Origin of the sequence: uncultured Oscillibacter sp. (assembly GCF_910579365.1) — a bacterium.
Classification (GTDB): domain Bacteria; phylum Bacillota; class Clostridia; order Oscillospirales; family Oscillospiraceae; genus Oscillibacter.
The window spans coordinates 36202-52003 of the sequence record NZ_CAJTUX010000013.1 but is presented as its reverse complement, the minus strand read 5'-3'; the positions used below and the strand labels follow the sequence as shown (position 1 = coordinate 52003).

The window sequence follows — 15802 nt, the reverse complement described above, 5'->3', positions numbered from 1 at the left end:
GTATATACAAGCACCCGGGCTTCTGGCAGTGCATGGACACCCAGCGGGACCGGGGAAGACTGGAGGCACTGTGGGCCCGCGGCCGTGCGCCATGGGCGGTTTGGAAATGAGATTTCCGATTTCATAGACGGGATATGCGTGTGAGGAGAAAGACATGGAAGAACAAGTCGTCCTCCAGATTTTGGAGCTTTTGGAGACCATGCAGGAGGCATGCCAGGAACTGTATACCAGCGCAGAGGTGGAAGACACTCTCCACTTCGATCAGCTTTGCGGAGATATGTCCCTTGGACTGACGCAGATTTTGCAGGCGATCGAAGGGACGGACACGGCGGGAAACCAAAAACTGACTCCCGCCTGTGAGTCGATTTTGGATTCTCTTCGCAGGGTGAAGAGGCATTACCGCACGGATCGGGAAATGTGCCTACGCAAAATTGAGTTTGAATTGCTGCCGCTGTTGCAAACCGCATATGGAACATATTATTTTTTTCAATACTTAGTAGATCATCCGGATCGAATGGCGGAATATGATGCCGAAAAAAAGAAGTTGCTGTTTGCAAACAGTTATATTGACGACGCCGTAAAAACGGGAACTTTTAAGTATGAGCTTTCTATTTTTATTCAGGCGTATAATAAATTGGATTATACAAAAATGTGTGTGGAGAGCTTGCTGGCCAATCTTCCGGCGGATTTGAACTACGAGCTGATTTTGGTCAATCATGGCTCTAGCGATGGGACAAAAGAATATTTTGAAAGTCTTCACCCCCAAAAGCAGCTGGATGTTGCGGTTAACGGAGGCGGAGTGAGTGCGGTTTCCCGCATTTTTGAGGGTGAGTTTTTGCTTGGCATTTGTAATGATGTCCTGGTAATGCCCCATGCTATTGAGAATATGCTGTCCTGCCTTCGCTCCGCCCCCCAGATTGCCTGGGTAGTACCATCGACCCCCAATGTCAGCAATTTACAATCGATTCCGGCACAGTATTCTTCTTTAGAAGAATTGGTAAGGTTTGCAAGACAAAATAACTTCTTATCCCCTTTTCGCTGGGAACAGAGGGTTCGGCTGTGCAATCCGATTCATATCATGCGGTCCAGTGTGTTTTATGCATCTGAGGGACTGTGCGTTAATGGTGCATTTCATACCAGTAACCCGGTCTATGCCACATCTTTTCCGGATGATAAGACATCTTTGCTGCTGCGTAGGAATGGCTATAAAATGATGCTGGCTAAGGATGCGTATTGCCACCATTTTGGCTCTGTGACTTTGAAGAGCGAGATTCAGCAGCATAATGAGCAAAAATATTACGCAGAAGGCCGGGAAGAATTTCGGGCGGCCTATGGCGTAGACCCATGGGGATGTGGCTTTTGTTATGACCCGGTATTTATGGACCGGATAGTTGGAAACGACCAGGGGCATATTGAGGTGCTTGGAATTAACTGCGGCCTGGGGAGCAATGCTTTAAAAGTCAAAGAGCAGGTAAAAGAATTTGGCCACAATATGGACTGTAAGCTGAGTTTTCTTACCGACGACACCAGATACTTGTCCGATTTGATGGGAATCGGGGATGAAGCGAAAACAGTTTTATCGTATGAAGAGTTGGCTGAGGCTCTAAATAATTGCTTGTTTCATTATATTGTATGGGAAACCCCTATTTTGATTCAATATGAATTCAAGATGCTTTTGGACTGTTTCAAGAAAAGCCTGTCACTGTCTGGAAGATTGATTATGAAGCGAACGGATCAGAACCGGAGCATGTTTTCAAAGAGCAATTTAGACGCGAAAGCACTGGGAAATGATTGGTTCGTGTTTCAATATAAAGACTTGGCGTGATTTAACCGTATCCGGCCTTTGTAATACGTACGGTGCATCTAACGAATGGAGAATGGTGATGAAATACGGAATTCTTAGCGTAACTGCTACTTCAGAGGCGGATGACATGTCCTTTTTGAATCTGGGAGATCAAATGCAGTCCGAAGCGATTGCATATGTTTATCAAAAGATGGGCATTCCGGAAAAGGATATTATTTCAATTGAACTGAAACATTTGGCAGGAGGCTGTACGCCGGCGGCAGCCGAGAAAGAATATATAATTCTTCCTATTAATATAAATTTGGAGTTTAACAACTCGATAAAAATGTTTCCACTGTCCCCTCATATTATCCCCGTATTTTTAGGCTTGAGCTTTTACTCTGCGGGTTCCCTTCCTCAGGAGCTGGTCGATTATTTCCGCTGTTACGCTCCTATTGGGTGCAGAGACGAATCTACATTAAATCTGATGAGACAGCATCAGATTCCCGCGTACTTTTTCGGCTGTGTTACCGCTCTTCTCCCGCATAGATATACTGCCGGGAATAAAGATGGAGCAGTATTTTGGGTCGATGTTCCGGAGTCCTTTGAGCGTTACTTCAAGACGTGTGGAAAAACATTTGACCATATCGAGCATATTACACATATCCGTCCTGGCGGCAATAAAAATGGAGAAGAATACCTGCGGAAGGAAACAAGGGCTTTGATTGAACGGTATTCTTCAGAGGCCCGGCTGGTGATCACCTCCAGACTCCATTGCATGGCTCCGTGTATGGCAATGGGAGTTCCTCTGATACCTGTAACCGATAATATTTCCACAAGAATGGCATGGATTGACCGGTATCTTCGAATTTACACACCAAAGACGTATTCAGAAATTGATTGGAATGGCCAAGTCGTTGATTATGAAAATCGAAAACAACAGATGCTTAACATTGCCGTCAAAAGGATTCGGGATACGGCGAGAGACTATGAAATGATTTCAGATTACAGCTGTTATCTTGAATCGAGAGAGCGTGCGGATTATGGGAATTTCTATAAAGAGCGAATCGCAGAAATTCCAAAAGAGCGGCAGGAAAGACTGGAATACGTGATCTGGGGATGCGGGCAAGCTGGAATTCACACGTATCATGCCATGCGGGAAATGTACCCGGACAGCAGGCTGGTTGGTGTGGTAGACAGCTATTGTGAGGGAATCTTTTGCGAAGGCACGCCGATTCAAAAGCCCACTGTGCTCAAGGAGACGGATGGGAAGTATATATTGATTGCAACTCACTCGGGCGAATTCTGTGCGCGCTGCTGTCTTGCATCCTTAGGCAAAGAAGAATATCGAGATTTTTTGAGCCTGTCAACCATCACAGGGTGACCGCTCAGAGGAAAAGAGGCTTCATAATATGGCGGACAGCTTTATTCCGCTCTCTACCCCCAACTTCTGCGGGAACGAAAAAAAATATGTAGACGAGGCCATCGACACGGAGTGGGTCTCCACCGCCGGGGCCTTTATCAGCCGCTTTGAGGAGCAAATGGCGTCAAAACTGTCCGTCCGGCAGGCCTGTGCCTGCCAGTCCGGCACAGCGGGCCTTCACCTCTGCCTGCGGCACTTTGGCGTTTCGGCAGGAGACTTGGTGCTGGTTCCGACGCTGACCTTCATCGCCACCATAAACGCTGTGCTGTATCAGTCCGCAGAACCGGTGTTTTTCGACTGCGACAACCATATGTGCATCCAGGTGGAGCAGGTTGCGGCGTATCTGGAACAAGAGTGCCGTCTGGAAAATGGACGCACGGTGGAAAAGGCCTCCGGCAAGACGGTGAAAGCCATCATCCCGGTGCATGTCTTCGGCGACCACTGTGATATGGAGCGCTTGATGGACCTGGCGGAGCGCTTCCGCCTGGTTGTAATCGAGGACGCCACTGAATCCCTGGGCGGCGTGTTCAGCCAAGGGCGGTACAAAGGGCTCCCCACCGGCACGGTGGGCCACGCGGGAGTGCTGTCCTTCAATGGAAACAAGATCATTACCACCGGCGGCGGCGGGATGATCGTCTCCAACGATCAGAGCGCAATAGAGCATATGCGCTATTTATCCCAGCAGGCTAAGGACGACGCCGTGTACTTTGTCCATGAGGAGTGGGGCTACAACTACCGCATGACCAATTTACAGGCGGCCCTGGGCCTTGCGCAGCTGGAAGAGCTGGACGGCTTTCTGGAGATCAAGCGCCGGAACTATGCCCTCTACCGGGAGAAACTGGCAGACTGCGGCTATGGAGAGCTCCTTCCTTTTGGAAGCGGAGACGGCTCCAACCGCTGGTTCTACTCCTTCGCTCTTCGGAAGCCCGACGGCGAAAAGCGGGACCGGCTGCTCCGCTATTTGAATGACCGTCACATCCAGGCCCGGCCCATCTGGAAGCTGAACCACACCCAGACGCCTTTTCGAACATACCAAGCCATGGACTGTGGGACCGCGTTAGACTTTTACAATCGCGTCATCAATATTCCCTGCGGGACGAACCTGACCAGGGAGCAATTGGATCGGGTTTGCGAGGAATTGCTGGCATTTGCGCCCAAAGCCTGAAGTCATCCTCTGGGGGCGCACCTCAAATCTTAAACATATGAAAGGAATCCACGATGTTGACGAAAGAGCTGCTGCAATTTGTCCAACAGGAGAAAAACATCAGCATGGAGTTTGTAAAGCAGGTGAACGCCTGCGAAGAGGGAGACTATAAGGTCCATTTGTACGGAGCCGGCGTACAAAAGCTGTATGTCGTCAGATTCCTGCAAAAGCATGGAATCAAGATCTGCGCAATTCTAGACAGCTTCCAGCAAGGATGCTACAAAGGAATCCCCATCGTTTTATTTGACGATTTTCTTCGTTCCAACCCGGACCCCAAGAGTTTGTTTGTCATTTCCGCGCCTTCCGTGGAACATGAGATTCGTGAAGCGCTGGAGGGGCATTTTCCGGAGGAACAGATTTTCTGCTTTGAGACATCGCCTTATGTGGAGTGGATTCCGGATGTGGAAGAATACCGCGCCTACCTTGTAGAGCATTGGGATGAGTTCTCTCAGATGTACGATACGCTGGCGGATGCGCGCTCGAAGGAGACCTTTGTCAATATTATAAAGGGGCGGATTTCCGGAAGAACCGATTATTTTCGGGCTGTTTATGAGCCTGACCCGTATTATCCCAAGGATGTAGTGCATCTTTCTGATAGAGAAGTGTTGGCAGAGGTGGGCTCATATGACGGGACAACGCTTGGGAACTTTTTGAGGCGCTGTCCGGATTATAAGGCTGCGTACTGCTTTGAACCAGATTCCAGCAACCTGCGGGTTTTGTATAGAGCCGTGGAGAGGTTGCAGCAGGATGGAAAAATCAAAGTAGTTCCTTATGGCGCATGGGATCATAAAGGAACCTTATATTTCAGCAACAGCGGCGGAGCCACAAATCTCTCTCATGTTGTGGAAGAGCGGTCGCAGAGCAGGGACTGCATTGAGGTTGTAACGGTTGACGAAACAATTCCCGAGCCCATTACCTACATGACGATTAGCAGCAACGGCGCTGAAATGCACGTGCTTTATGGCGCAAAACAGCAGATTGCAAAAAATCATCCCAAGTTGGCAGTTTATGGTTCCTGCAGCGGAGGAGAATTTTTGGACATCTGGAACTATTTGCGGGAATTGGTTCCGGGCTATCGGTTTTATTTGCGCCATCATCTGGAGCACGGAGGAATCGAGAGCTTTTTGTACGCAGTCTGATTCTCCAAATTCTTCAATACGCGGTCGTCATACATACTGAGGTGATTCAGATGGATTTCCACCAATATCTGATTCCGGACACGCTGTCCGTCTCCGGCGCGGTCAAAGCCATTGATGAGGGCGGCAAAAAGGTGGTCTTCTGCCTCCGGGAAAATCGCCTCTCCGGCTGCTTTACCGACGGCGATATGCGCCGGTACATTCTGCGGGACGGCGATATGCAAAAGCCGGTGTCTCAGGCCATGAATCCGGCTCCCATAGCCTTCTCCCGTTCTCGGGAGGAGGAGGCCCGGAAATTTATCCGGGACAGCGGAGCTGTGGCCGTGCCCCTTGTGAACGAGGGGGAGGAAGTCGTCAAGATATTGTTTCGCGGAGACGATACATCCATTGTCCGTCTGCTTCCGGAGCCGGTTCCGTTGGTGGTGATGGCCGGGGGAAAGGGGACGCGGCTGTACCCCTTTACCAAAATCCTCCCCAAGCCTCTGATTCCCATTGGCGAGACGCCAATTTTAGACCGGATCATGGACTGCTTTGGAAGATACGGCGTTCAGGATGTATATCTGATTCTGCATCATGGGCGGAACATGATCAAAGCCTATTACAACGAGACCGGCCGGCCATACCAGATTCATTTTGTGGACGAGGAGCGGCCCCTGGGCACCGGGGGCGGGCTGTCCCTTCTGAAGGGGCGGATGAACGGCACATTTTTTCTCTCCAACTGCGATTGTCTGCTGGACGCGGATTATCTGTGCATGTATGAGTACCACAAGTCTCACAAAAATGCCATGACCATGGTGGTGGCGGCCAAGAATATGGGAATTCCCTATGGCATTGTCGAACTGGACAGTGGGGGGAATCTCCAGACAATCCGGGAGAAGCCGGAATACAGTTTTTTGGTCAACACGGGAATCTATATCATGGAGCCGGACGTGATTGACTTTATAAAAAGGGATGAACATATTGACATCCCGGAACTGGCGAAACGCCTGCTATCGTCCGGACGCAAGGTGGGCGGCTATCCCATTACGGAAAAGAGCTGGCTGGATATGGGCCAGTTCAGCGAGATGAAGACCATGATGAAAGAGCTGGGGCTATAACGATCAAGAGGACGGAAAAGATTTATGGGAAACACAAAGGCAGAGTTGCTGGAATTTATAAAAGCGCAGAAAAATATTTCCCTTGATTTTGTGGAAAAGGCAAGGGATTTTCAAGGGGATATCTATCTCTTTGGAGCGGGAAGTCATCTGCCGTTCGCCGTTGGGTTCATGCAAAAATACGGTCTGCGGGTAAAAGGAATTTTGGATAGCAGCAAATCCGGCAAATATCATAGAAGCTCTTGTAAGAGCTTCTATGATGGGGATATCCCCATCATAAAGTTCGATGAATTCCTTTTGGGAGAGGATGCAAAGAAGAATTGCTGGTTTGTGATTTCAGCCCCCTCTGCGGAGGAAGCCATTCGGAAAACAATTGCGCGGTATTTCCCGGAGGAGACCATTTTTTCCTTTGAAACAGAGCTGTATGTGGACTATTTTTCTCTTTTGGATGTAGAAGCTTACCGCGCATACCTTTTGGATCATTGGGACGGATTTTTGGAGCTGTATGATGCGCTTGCTGACGGCAAGTCCCGTGACACGCTTACATCTGTACTGAAGGGACGGCTTTCTGGAGAGCTGTCGTATTTCCGCCAGTGTTGTGTTTCAGATCAGTACTATCCCTCCGATATTATCCGTTTTTCAAAGGATGAAGTGACGGTGGATTTGGGGGCATATGAGGGTGAAACGCTGTTGGAACTTATCCCCAGGTGCCCGGATTATCAAGCGGCGTATTGCTTTGAGCCGGATGTAAACCTGCTGCCGCAGCTTGAAAAGGTCAAGGAGCAGCAGGCTGAGCGGAAAAAGAGGGTCTATGTTGTTCCCAAGGGAGCGTGGGACTGTAGCACAACGCTGAAGTTTTCCACCGCAGGCACGCTGGAGGGCTCCTCCCATATTATGGATGATTGCGAGGGGGAGCGCAGCTATGCAATAGAAACAGCTGCGGTGGATGAGGTGGTTAAAGAACCCATTTCCTATATGAAAATGGATATCGAGGGCTCGGAGCTTCGGGCGCTTCATGGAGCGGAGACGCAGATCAGGACAAACAGGCCAAAGCTGGCGGTATGTGTCTATCATAGAAATGAGGATATTTTGGATATTTGGAACTATCTGCGCAGTTTGACGCCAGAATATCAGTTTTATCTGCGCCACCATACGACGGCAGGAACGGAAACCGTACTGTATGCCGTGCCTATTGTGCGCAGGCCCGTTGACGTATGGAGCGTCCGGAGGTTCTGACCGGTCGTATCCGAAAACGATGAGGTAAGGAAACGCAGATATGAAAGTATTGGTAACAGGGTCAGAAGGTTTTATAGGCAGCCACTTGACAGAGATGCTTCTGGACATGGGATATGATGTCCGTGCCTTTGTGCTATACAATTCCTTTGGTCAATGGGGGTGGCTGGACACGCTGCCAAAGGAAAAGCGGGACGCGCTGGATGTGGTGATGGGCGACGTGCGGGACCCGGTGTTTGTGCGTAAAGCGATGGAGGGTGTGGAGTGCGTGTTTCATCTGGCGGCACTGATTGCCATTCCTTACAGTTATTACGCGCCGGACGCCTATGTCGACACGAACATCAAGGGTACGCTGAATGTGCTGAATGCCGCGCGGGAACTGCGCACAAAGCGGGTATTGATAACCTCCACCTCTGAGGTTTATGGAACCGCGCAATATGTGCCTATAGACGAACGGCATCCGTTCCAGGGCCAATCGCCTTATTCCGCCACAAAGATCGGCGCAGACCGTCTGGCGGAATCGTATTTCCGCAGTTTCGATCTGCCAGTGACCATCGTCCGGCCATTCAATACCTACGGCCCCCGCCAATCGTCCCGGGCGGTAATTCCTACCATTATTTCCCAGCTGCTGGCTGGGTACGATGAGATTCAAATGGGAAGTCTGACGCCGACGCGGGACTTTGTGTTCTGCAAAGATACCGCCCAAGGCTTTGTAGAGCTGAGCAAATGTGCCGCCGCCATTGGACGGGAGGTCAATATTGCCTCGGGCCGGGAGATTTCCATTGGCGATTTGGCGCAGAAATTGATTGCTTTGCTTCGGCCGGAGGCGAAAATTGTCTGCGAGGAGCAGCGTCTGCGCCCGGCGGCAAGCGAAGTGGAGCGGCTGCTGGGGAGCAACGAGCTGCTGTATGCCCTGACGGGGTTCCGGCCTCAGACTCCGATTGAGGAGGGGCTGAAGCTTACGGCGGATTGGCTCCGGTCGCATATGGACGCATATAAAATTGACCGCTATATGTTATGACTGCATGGGAGGACCCACATGAAAGTTTCAGACTATATCATCCGCCGTCTGGAGGAGCACGGGGTCAAGGACGTATTCCTCCTCAGCGGAGGCGGCATGATGCACCTTCTGGACTCGGTGTTCCGGAGTGAGATCATCCGCCCCTGGTGCAACCTGCACGAGCAGGCCTCCGCCGTCTGCGCCGAGGCGTACGCGCAGGCCTCCGGCGGGCTGGGGGTGTGCATGGTGACCTCCGGTCCCGGCGCCACCAACGCCATTACCGGCGCGGTGAACGCCTGGATTGACTCCGACCCGGTGCTGGTGATTTCCGGACAGGCCAAGACCTCTGACCTGGTGGGAGAGCGGGGCGTCCGGCAGACGGGCTCCCAGGAGGTCAACATCACCGCCATGATGCAGGGCGTGACCAACTATGCCGTTACGATTACGGATAAAACGCTGGTGAAATACCACCTGGATAAAGCGGTCTATCTGGCCACCCATGGCCGGAAGGGCGCCGTGTGGCTGGACGTCCCTCTGGATATCCAGGGCGCGCAGGTGGAGGAGGAAGAGCTGGCGGAGTTCGACCCTGCGGCGGAGGGGCTGCTTCCGGACTGCGCGGTCTCCGAGAGGGACCTGGATGAAATTCTGGAAATGCTCAAAAACGCGAGGCGACCGCTGGTTCTGGCGGGCAAAGGCGTGCTGCTGGGCCGCGCGGACGGCGTCCTCCGGGAATTTTGCCGCCGCCTGCAAATTCCGGAGCTGTCCACCTGGCCGGCCAGGATGGTGTTCTCAGACGACGATCCCCTGTATTTTGGCCAGCCCGGCAGCCCCGCCCCCCGCTATTCCAACTGGATGCTGCAAAGCTGCGATCTTCTGCTGACCATCGGTTCCCGCCTGAACCCGGCGGTCACCGTTTTTGACGAGGCCCGTTTTGCCTGTCAGGCCAAGCACATTATGGTGGACATCGACCGGAATGAGATCGCGAAGCTCCGCATGAACTTTGCCAAAACGGTGGTCTGCGACGCCGGGGTGTTTCTCACGGAGCTGAACGCCCGGTCCCAGGGGCTTGGTCCCCTGGACACGGCGGCGTGGCTGGCCTACTGCCGCTCCGCAAAGGAGGCGTATCCCGCTTGGCGGGAGGCGCAGCCAAAGCCCCAGAGCCAGGTGAACGCCTATCTCTTCGGACATGTTCTGTCGGACCTGCTCCGTCCGGAGGATGTCAAGGTATACAGCTCTACCGGCCGGGCCTCCGTGATCTCCGGAATGTGCTATGAGCGGAAGGCCGGGCAGACGGTGGTGGATTTGGAGAGCCTCGGCAGCATGGGCTTCGCGCTGCCCGCCGCCATCGGGGCCTGTATTGCCTCCGGCAAACGCCGGACCGTCACCATCGAGGGCGACGGCAGCATGCAGCACAACCTCCAGGAATTGGCGCTGATCCGGGGATACGGGCTGCCTATTAAATTGTTCGTCCTGAACAACGGCGGGTACTCTTCTATTTCCGTGATGCAGGACAACCATTTCCAGGGCCGTCACGCCGGCTGCGACACGGCCAGCGGCGTGTTCTTCTGCGATATGAAAAAAGTCGCGGAGCTGTATGGCCTGCGCTATGACGCCATCCGCAGCGACGATGAGATCGAGCCGGCGCTGGGGAGGGTCATGGCGGATGACGAGCCGGTGCTCTGCGAGTTTTTTGTGGACCGCACCTTTGATGAGATTCCCAAGGCGGTGTCCCGGGTCAATCCGGACGGCGCCATGTCCTCCTCCTCCATGGAGGACCTGTTCCCCTTCCTGCCCGGGGAGGAGACGGAAGCGTGGATGCGGGCCGGGAGGGAAGTTTGATGAGGCGGATCCTGCTGACAGGAGCCGGTCCGCATGGGTTCATCGGGCGGAATCTGGCTCCCGCGCTGCGGGAGCGTTACGAGGTGTTCGCCCCCTCCAGCCGGGAGCTGAATCTCTGCGCCTATGACGCGCTGGCCCGGTATGTGGACGCGCACCGGATTGACACGATAATCCACGGAGCGGTCCAAAACATAACGCGCGTCGGGGCGGAAGACGCCATGCTCCACGATATGCAGATGTTCTATAACGTAGAAAAGCTCTCGGGACAGTTGGACAAGGTCCTGTATTTCGGCTCCGGCGCGGAGTTTGACAAGCGGCTTCCCATGGAGCGGATTCGGGAGGAGGAACTGGGCCGTTCCGTCCCGGCGGACTACTACGGATTGGAAAAGTACGCCATGGCGCTCCGGGCCCGGGAGAGCCGGAATCTCTATAATCTGCGGCTGTTCGGCATCTTCGGGCGGTATGAGGAGTGGCAGAGCAAGTTTATATCCAATCTCTGCTGTAAGGCGGCCTATGATCTGCCGCTGACGGTCCGCCAGAACTGTATGTTTGATTTCCTCTATATCGACGACCTGATTCCGGTTGTAATTTGGTTCCTGGAGCACACGCCCCGGTACCACGACTATAACGTCTGCACCGGACAGCCGGTTGATCTGGTGAGCATTGCGAAAACCGTGCTGGAAGTTTCCCGGAAGCAGCTGCCCATCGTGGTGGCGAAGGAGGGCTGGAATACGGCCTATACGGCGGATAACAGCCGCTTGGCGGAGGAGATGGGAGGCGTGGGGCTGCATGCGCTGCGGGATGCTGCGGTGGAGTTGTATGCGTATTATCTGAAAGAGAAACCATGGATTTCATTTGATGAGCTGAAAGAGACGCGGTAGGTTGAGTAGAGTAAGCGTTGATTTAAAGGAGAATTTAGTGTATGAGACGCGAAACAAAGCGTACGGCCCTACAGGAGGTTATCCCTCTGGAAACGCCCTTTGTGCTGCATATTGAGCTTACAAATGTATGCAATTTGAAGTGCAAATTTTGCACGGAACAAAATGAGGACTTGATGCGGAAATTAGGGATTCAGCGGGGCTTTATGAAGCGGGACGTTTTTGAAAGCATTATTGATAATTTAAAGAAGTTCCCCAAAAAATTAAAGCGTTTATATCTCTACCATGGGGGAGAGTCTTTGCTTCATAAGGACGCCATATCCTTTATCCAATATGCCAAGCAAGCTCAGATTGCGGAGCAGCTGGTTCTATTTACAAACGGGACGCTGTTAACGGAGCAGTTGGGAACGGAGTTGGCGCATTCTGGTCTTGACCTGATTCAGATTTCAGTGGAGGGCGTATCTGCGGAACAGTATGAGGAGATAGCGGGAAGGAGAATTGACTACGATAAGTTCCTTGCCGGTATAGCGAATTTGTACCGGCAGAAACCATTGGGCTGTGAGCTGCATGCAAAAATTTTAGATTGCGGACTGTCGGAAGAGGATAAAGCGAAATTTCACCGGGATTTTGCCGGTATTTCCGACCAGCATTACATCGAGCAGCTTTTGGATTCCTGTCCGGCAGACGTGATGGACACCACTCTTGGACGTGGGGCGACGACCACACAGGAGGGTAAGGAACTGAAAGAGAAGCTGGTATGCACACAGCCGTTCTATGTGTCGGTAATCTATTATGATGGAACCGTGGGGGGCTGTTCATGCGGTGATTGGCGGCGGGCAACGCATATAGGAAACGTGACAGAAGAGATGTTTTATCAGATTTGGAACGGAGAAAAGCACCGTGCATTTTGCAGGCTGCAATTGGCGGGTGAACGGAAAAAGTGCCTTTCGTGTAGCGATTGTAAAGATATTCAAAACCAGTTGGACGACATCGATCCATACCGAATGGAACTTTTAAAAAGATTGGATGAAAAGCAGGTGATTGTGTGATTGCAAAGCGGGAAAACCTTGTTTGTCAAGAGCGCCATAAGCTGGAGGACGTTCTGCCGCTGAAGACACCCTATTCCATTAATATAGATCCTTGCAACATATGCAATTTCAAGTGTAAGTTCTGTGCAGTTCAAACCTCCGGAGAGGCATTGAATTTTAAAAAGCAAATGATGCCCCTTCCATTGTTTGAGAAAATAGTGGATGATCTCTCCGCCTTTCCCGACAAACTTAAGCTGCTTGGAGTGGTGGGCAACGGGGAGCCGCTCCTCAATCCTGACTTTCCCCAAATGGTCCGTTATGTGAAGGACAAAGGTATCGCCAACCTTGTGGAGACGAATACAAATGGCAGCAAGCTGAACCCGGAACTGAACCAGGCTTTGATTGAAAGCGGGCTGGACCGGATTCGGATTTCTGTTGAGGCAGTCAGCGAGGAGGGCTATCTCGAAATTGCAGGGGTTAACATAGACCTTGAGCGGTTTATTTATAATATCAAGGACCTGCATAGGAGAAGTATCCATGCGGGGGGGAGTTGCGAGATTTATATTAAAACCGTGGATGCTGCGGTAGATACTGAGGAAAAGCGGGCGCTTTTTTTCCGGCTGTTTGAAAGTGCTTGCGATAAAATATTTATCGATCATGTGATACCTCTTTGGGCGGACTGGCAGGACATTCATGACCGCTTTTCCATACAGAAGGTCGGCGTTCATGGACAGGATGTGCAGACGATACAGGTTTGTCCGTACCCGTTTTACAGCTTGTGCATTAACTCGGATGGAATGGTGGTGCTGTGCTGCGCAGACTGGAAACGGGAGCTGGTTGTAGGGGATTTGAAAAAGCAGACGATGATGGAGATTTGGAATGGCGAGGCGTTGCGGACATTTTGGATCGATATGCTGTCCGGGCATAAAGAACCATATTCCATGTGCAAAAAATGTCAGCTGCCAATGTATGATTGTAACGATAATATTGACGCCCATGCAGAGCGGATATTGAAGAGAATGCAGAAATCTTTTTAAACGGCTGCCATTTCAATGAAAGCCTGCCCTGCAGAAACGTGCGATAGCGGAACAGGAGTCAGGGAGCGGAACAGCAAAGGAGACGCGACAGTAATGAAAGCAAAACGAGAAAGCCCTATCAATCGCGAACGCCATAAATTGGAAGAGGTCCTGCCGCTGAGGACGCCATACGCAATGGATATTGATCCCTGCAATCTATGCAATTTCAGATGCAGGTTTTGCGCAATGCAATCCTCCGAGGAATCCTTGAACTTTAAAAAGCAAATGATGCAGATGCCGCTGTTCAAAAAAGTAATTGACGATATCACGGAGTTTCCGGAGAAATTGAAGATTCTGCATCTTGCGAATTATGGCGAACCCTTACTTCATCCCGATTTTCCGGAAATGGTTCGCTATGCGAAGAAAAAAGATGTTTCTGAGCTGGTTGCAACGGTAACAAACGGAAGCAAGTTAAACCCGGAGCTGAACCAGGCGCTGATTGATAGCGGCCTTGACAGAATTCGTATATCGGTTGAAGCGGTCAGCGAAGAAGGATATTTAGAAATCGCGGGCGCGAAAATAGACCTTGAGCAGTTTGCCGCCAATATCCGGGATTTGCATGGGCGGAGTCTCAAGGCTGGGGGAAGCTGTGAGATCTATGTTAAAACAGTGGATGTTGCGGTGGAAACGAAAGAGAAGCAGGAACGGTTTTATCAGTTGTTTGAGGAGGCCTGTGATAGAATCTTTATAGATTGTGTTACGCCGATTTGGGCAGGCTGGGAAGAAATTAACGAGCGGTTTGATATAAAGAAAATTGGAAGCCACAAACAAGAGTGGCAGAGGGTGCGGGTATGTCCGTATCCATTCTACAACTTATGTGTTACACCGGACGGAATTGTGAATGCCTGCTGCGCAGATTGGAAGAGAGAACTGGCCTTAGGAGATTTGAAGGAACAAAGCCTTGTGGAAATATGGAATGGCGAGAATCTGCGCAGGTTCTGGATGGATATGTTGTCCGGGCATAAAGACCAATATCCTATTTGCGAAAGCTGTCAGTACCCTATGTATAATTGCAATGATAATATCGATTCGTATGCAGAAGTATTATTGCAGAAGTTTCAAGCGAAGGGATAATAAAATTTTACGGCAGGCAACGCTGAAGGCGCGGTACCTGACTTGGTGAGTTATCGGAAGCCCTGCAAGGGAGAAGTGTATGTTGAAACTGGTTGAAAGCAGCCAAAAAGAGCTGTGGGACAGCATTGTGAAGTCGTTTCCCAATTGGGACGTCTACTACCTGTGCGGATATGTCCGTTCCATGGAGATTCACGAAAAGAGCCGCGCGTTTTTGCTGGACTTTTCGTTTGGCTCCGAGCGGCTTTGTTATCCTGTGGTGGAAAAGGACATCGCGGAAGTTCCTGAGTTTCAAGGGCTCCTCCCCGGCAATACCTGGTTTGACTGGGAAACTCCTTATGGCTACGGCGGCCCCCTGACGGATGGAAACCTGTCCGCAGCGGCGCAGAACGCGTTTTGGGATGCGGTTCTAGCGGTATGCAAAAAAAGACGGGTGGTCACGCAGTTCCTGCGCTTTCACCCGCTGCTGCAAAATCAAGCCGTATTGGGCGGCGCCGTCCAGTATAAGACGCTGAAAAACACGATTTTTATGGACCTTACCGATGAAGAGAGCTTATTCCGGCAGCTGGACAGCAAGAACCGGAATATGGTCCGCAAGGCTCAAAAGTCCGGTGTTACTGTCTTTATGGACCACGGGGAGCACCTGCCGGATTTTTTGGACATCTACCATGAGACGATGGACCGCGCCCATGCCGAACCCTATTATTACTTTGAATTGGAGTATTACGAGGTCTTACGAAATGCCCTGGGCGAACATGTTCTCTTTTTCTATGCTGTACGAGAAGGACAAATCATCGCCGCGTCCATATTCCTCTATAACGAACGCTTCATGCACTACCATCTCTCCGGCGGCAGGACGGCCTTTCGCCAATATGCCCCCACCAATCTCTTGATTTACGAGGCGGCCCGCTGGGGAGCGAGGCATGGAATCCCATACCTCCATCTCGGCGGCGGCACCGGCAGCGGAGACAGCTTGTTTGCGTTTAAAAAGCAATTTAACCGCAGCGGCGAAATTCCATTCTATATTGGCAGAACGA

Annotated in this window: 12 protein-coding genes and 2 pseudogenes; all 14 read left to right on the top strand. The window is 51.5% G+C overall.

Going from position 1 to position 15802, the window contains the following annotated elements:
- A pseudogene (locus QZ329_RS05585) lies at nucleotides 1–110 on the top strand (glucose-1-phosphate cytidylyltransferase); the annotation flags it as partial.
- 44 nt (nucleotides 111–154) lie between these two features.
- Entirely contained in the window at nucleotides 155–1825 is a 1671-nt protein-coding gene (locus QZ329_RS05580) for a glycosyltransferase (protein WP_295749356.1), read from the top strand.
- Between the two features lie 58 nt (nucleotides 1826–1883).
- On the top strand, nucleotides 1884–3167 hold the full coding sequence (locus QZ329_RS05575) for a polysaccharide pyruvyl transferase family protein (protein ID WP_295749353.1): 1284 nt from the start codon (nucleotides 1884–1886) through the stop codon (nucleotides 3165–3167).
- A 28-nt stretch (nucleotides 3168–3195) separates the two neighbouring features.
- Nucleotides 3196–4371, top strand: coding sequence for a LegC family aminotransferase (locus QZ329_RS05570; protein WP_295749349.1), 1176 nt, complete (start codon nucleotides 3196–3198; stop codon nucleotides 4369–4371).
- A 53-nt stretch (nucleotides 4372–4424) separates the two neighbouring features.
- The gene (locus QZ329_RS05565; protein ID WP_295749346.1) at nucleotides 4425–5549 is read left to right on the top strand and encodes an FkbM family methyltransferase; all 1125 of its coding nucleotides are present in this window, start codon (nucleotides 4425–4427) and stop codon (nucleotides 5547–5549) included.
- Nucleotides 5550–5599: 50 nt separating this feature from the next.
- Nucleotides 5600–6643 (top strand): sugar phosphate nucleotidyltransferase, encoded by a 1044-nt coding sequence (locus QZ329_RS05560; protein ID WP_295749344.1) that lies wholly within the window; start codon nucleotides 5600–5602, stop codon nucleotides 6641–6643.
- Nucleotides 6644–6667: 24 nt separating this feature from the next.
- Nucleotides 6668–7876, top strand: a complete 1209-nt coding sequence (locus tag QZ329_RS05555; protein WP_295749341.1) for an FkbM family methyltransferase — start codon at nucleotides 6668–6670, stop codon at nucleotides 7874–7876.
- 40 nt (nucleotides 7877–7916) lie between these two features.
- Entirely contained in the window at nucleotides 7917–8894 is a 978-nt protein-coding gene (locus QZ329_RS05550; RefSeq protein ID WP_295749337.1) for an NAD-dependent 4,6-dehydratase LegB, read from the top strand.
- A gap of 18 nt (nucleotides 8895–8912) precedes the next feature.
- Complete coding sequence (locus tag QZ329_RS05545) at nucleotides 8913–10712, top strand: thiamine pyrophosphate-binding protein (RefSeq protein ID WP_295749335.1); 1800 nt, start codon at nucleotides 8913–8915, stop codon at nucleotides 10710–10712.
- Nucleotides 10712–11593 carry an NAD(P)-dependent oxidoreductase gene (locus tag QZ329_RS05540; RefSeq protein WP_295749333.1) on the top strand — a complete coding sequence of 294 codons (882 nt, stop codon included), beginning with the start codon at nucleotides 10712–10714 and terminating at the stop codon, nucleotides 11591–11593. Before QZ329_RS05545 ends, QZ329_RS05540 begins: the two co-directional genes overlap by 1 nt.
- Before the next feature lie 41 nt (nucleotides 11594–11634).
- The gene (locus tag QZ329_RS05535; protein ID WP_295749330.1) at nucleotides 11635–12639 is read left to right on the top strand and encodes a radical SAM/SPASM domain-containing protein; all 1005 of its coding nucleotides are present in this window, start codon (nucleotides 11635–11637) and stop codon (nucleotides 12637–12639) included.
- Complete coding sequence (locus QZ329_RS05530; protein ID WP_295749326.1) at nucleotides 12636–13655, top strand: radical SAM/SPASM domain-containing protein; 1020 nt, start codon at nucleotides 12636–12638, stop codon at nucleotides 13653–13655. Before QZ329_RS05535 ends, QZ329_RS05530 begins: the two co-directional genes overlap by 4 nt.
- A 93-nt stretch (nucleotides 13656–13748) precedes the next feature.
- Nucleotides 13749–14768 carry a radical SAM/SPASM domain-containing protein gene (locus tag QZ329_RS05525; RefSeq protein ID WP_295749323.1) on the top strand — a complete coding sequence of 340 codons (1020 nt, stop codon included), beginning with the start codon at nucleotides 13749–13751 and terminating at the stop codon, nucleotides 14766–14768.
- Nucleotides 14769–14847: 79 nt separating this feature from the next.
- Nucleotides 14848–15783: pseudogene (locus QZ329_RS15590) on the top strand (peptidoglycan bridge formation glycyltransferase FemA/FemB family protein); the annotation flags it as partial.
- Nucleotides 15784–15802 lie beyond the last annotated feature (19 nt).